General features: G+C 74.1%; 4 protein-coding genes. 2 read left to right on the forward strand and 2 right to left on the reverse strand.

Annotated features, from left to right (window positions below; all coding sequences use genetic code 11):
- Both hemC and hemH read left to right on the forward strand, forming a co-directional pair.
- Positions 1-917, forward strand: a 917-nt coding sequence (gene hemC / locus HMPREF0731_RS19245) for a hydroxymethylbilane synthase (RefSeq protein WP_007005883.1), incomplete at its 5' end; no start/stop codon positions are given.
- Positions 914-1,954, forward strand: a complete 1,041-nt coding sequence (hemH, locus tag HMPREF0731_RS19250; RefSeq protein WP_007005884.1) for a ferrochelatase — start codon at positions 914-916, stop codon at positions 1,952-1,954. The genes hemC and hemH, both read left to right, overlap by 4 nt.
- A 78-nt stretch (positions 1,955-2,032) precedes the next feature.
- Here the strand turns inward: hemH and HMPREF0731_RS26395 are convergent, their stop codons facing one another.
- Together HMPREF0731_RS26395 and HMPREF0731_RS19260 are read right to left on the reverse strand one after the other, a co-directional pair.
- On the reverse strand, positions 2,033-2,695 hold the full coding sequence (locus tag HMPREF0731_RS26395; protein WP_007005885.1) for a hypothetical protein: 663 nt from the start codon (positions 2,693-2,695) through the stop codon (positions 2,033-2,035).
- A gap of 43 nt (positions 2,696-2,738) precedes the next feature.
- Positions 2,739-3,071: hypothetical protein (locus HMPREF0731_RS19260; protein ID WP_007005886.1), on the reverse strand; the 333-nt coding region annotated here is incomplete at its 5' end.

Here is a 3,071-nt window from a genome sequence, read left to right on the forward strand (position 1 = left end):
CGCCGCTGCGCGCCGGCAGCCGCGCCTCGCCACTGGCGCTGCGGCAGACCGCCATGGTGCTGGCCGCGCTGGGCGAGACGCCCTGCCTGACCGTGCCGCTCTCCACCAGCGGCGATGCCGAGCCGCGCCGCCGCCTGGCCGAGCTCGGCGGCAAGGGGCTGTTCGCCAAGGAGATCCATGAGGCGCTGCTGGATGGCCGCATCGACTTCGCCGTGCACAGCCTGAAGGATCTGGAGACCGAGCTGCCGCCCGGCCTGGTCATCGCCGCCTGCCTGCCGCGCGAGGATGCGCGCGACGCGCTGCTGCTGGCCCCGGCCTGCCCGCCGGAGGAGCGCGCCCTGCCGCTGGGCTTCCTGCCGGTGGGGGCGCGCATCGGCACCGCCTCGGCCCGGCGGGCGGCGCAGCTGCGGCATCTGCGCCCCGATCTGCGCTTCGGCCTGCTGCGCGGCAATGTGCAGACGCGGCTGCACCGGCTGGAGCAGGGCGATTTCGCCGCGACGCTGCTGGCCATGGCCGGGCTGAAGCGGCTCGACCTCGCCGCCCGCGCCAGCCGCATCCTCTCCCCCGAGGAAATGCTGCCGGCGGCGGGGCAGGGCGTCATCGCCATCACCGCCCGCGCCGGCAACGAGGCGCTGCGCGAGAAGCTGGCCGGCATCGACCATGCCGCGACCCGCCTGGCGGCGGCCGCCGAGCGCGCCCTGCTGGCGGCCCTGGAGGGGTCCTGCCGCACCCCGGTCGGCGCCCATGCCACGCTGGACGCGGAGGGGAGGCTGCACCTGACGGGGCTGGTGGCGCGGGAGGACGGCACCTTCCTGCTGCGCCGCCGCCTCAGCGGCCCCGCCAGTGAGGCCGCGCGGATCGGCGCCACGCTCGGCGCGGAGCTGCGCGCCGACAGCCCGGCGGATCTCCTGGCATGAGTTTCCTCTCCGCCACCCCGCCCCGGCCGCTGCGGCGCGCGGGCGCCACGACGGGGCGCTGCGGCGTGCTGCTGGTCAATCTCGGCACGCCGGACTCGACGCGCTACTGGGATGTGCGGCGCTACCTGTCGGAATTCCTCTCCGACCGCCGCGTCATCGAGATCAACCCGCTGCTCTGGCAGCCGCTGCTGCAGGGCGTCATCCTGACGACGCGACCCTTCCGCAGCGGCGCGGCCTATCGCCGCATCTGGAACACGGCGCGGGATGAATCGCCGCTGCGCAGCTTCACCCGCGCCCAGGCGGAGAAGCTGCAGGGCGAATTTCTGAGCGATGGCCCGCTGATCGACTGGGCGATGCGCTATGGCCGCCCCAGCGTCGCCGAACGGTTGCAGGCCCTGCAGGATCAGGGCTGCGACCGCATCCTGGTGGTGCCGCTCTATCCGCAATACAGCGCCACCACCACGGCGACGGTGAACGACCAGGTGTTCCGCGCGCTGATGCGCATGCGGCGCCAGCCCACGATCCGCATCGTGCCGCCCTTCCCCGACCATCCGCTCTACATCAAGGGGCTGGCGCATTCGGTGCGCCGGGCGGTGGCCACGCTGCCACGGGCGCCGCAGTGTCTGGTCGCCTCCTTCCACGGCCTGCCGCGCCGCTACGTCAAGGCGGGCGATCCCTATCCGGCCGAGTGCAACCGCACCATGCGGGCGCTGCGCGCGGAACTTGGCCTGACAGCGCGGGAATTCCTGATGACCTTCCAGTCCCGCTTCGGCCGCGAGCCCTGGCTGGAGCCCTACACCGATGAGCGCATCGCCAGCCTGCCGGCGCGCGGCATCACCCGCGTCGCGGTGATCACGCCGGGCTTCCTCTCCGATTGCATCGAGACGCTGGACGAGATCGGCACCGAGCTGCGCGAGGAGTTTCTGCACGCTGGCGGCGAGGAACTGACAGTCATCCCCTGCCTGAACGACACGCCGGATGCCATCCGCCTGCTGCATGCGCTGGTGCGGGAGAACATGTTCCAGCCGGCCCCATGAAGAAGCGCCGCCCGCGGGCCGGAGGGTTCCGGGCCCGTGGCGGCGCCTTTCCTGCCGGCTGGCGCCGGCAGCCGGCCGTCAGACGCGGCGGTCGGGGGTGCTGACGCCCGGCGCGGTGAAGCTGCGCCCGGCCGGGGTGCCCGGCAGGTCGGCCGCGTGCGGCTCGTCGCGGTAGCCCTCCCAGCCGGAGGCGCGATACTCGGCCTCGCGCGCATTGACGTCCACCGGATTGTGGCGGGCCAGGATGGCCTCGGCCTCGACGGCGCGGGCATCGTCGGTGCGCACCACCACCATGCTGCCGCCGCGCTTCATGCCCTCGGCATAGACCGGGGCCTCGCGCTCGCTGACGCCGGCGCCGGTCAGGCTGCCGATCAGGCCACCGGCCGCCGCGCCCGCGCCGGCCCCGGTCAGCGCCGCGATCAGCGCGCCCGCCGCCACGATCGGGCCGATGCCCGGAATGGCCAGCGCCCCAAGCCCCGCCGCCAGGCCGGCGCCGCCGCCGACCACGGTGCCGAGCGTCGCACCGATGCCGGCGCCGGACTTGGTCTTCTCCTCCGAGCGATGCGCCGTCACCGGATCGACGCCGGGGCGGCTGTCGGTGGTGCTGGCGAAGTGCCCGTCCTCGTTGTTGGCGATGACGCCGACATCATCATGGTTGAAGCCGGCGGCCTCAAGGTCGCGCACCGCCGCCAGGGCATGGTCGCGCGTGTCGAACAGGCGGGTGATCGTCCTGTTGGTCATGGTGTCTGCCTTTCTGTCAGGGTGAAGGGGTGGCGGCGCGCGATCAGCGCGCCGGCGCGGCCCCGGTCACCACATTGCCCTGGAAGTCGAGCCCGACATCGGACTGCGTGCCGTTGCGCATCGCGCGGCCGCGCCAGACGCCCTGCTCGTCCTTGCGCAGGTCGCGCACATCGGTGTAGCCGGCCGCCTCGATGCGGCTGCGCGCCTGGCCCTCGGTGAAGCTGTTGGCGCCCTCGGCCGGGGTGGCGGTGGTGGGCGGGCTGTCGGTGCCCGGAGCGTTGGCGCCGCCGGTGCTCGGGCGCTCATTGCGGTTGGCGTCGGCGGCGGGCGGGGTCATGCCAGGGGCCGGCGCGGCGCCGGTCGTGCCGGTGCCAGG

The organism is Pseudoroseomonas cervicalis ATCC 49957 (genome assembly GCF_000164635.1).
GTDB lineage: Bacteria > Pseudomonadota > Alphaproteobacteria > Acetobacterales > Acetobacteraceae > Pseudoroseomonas > Pseudoroseomonas cervicalis.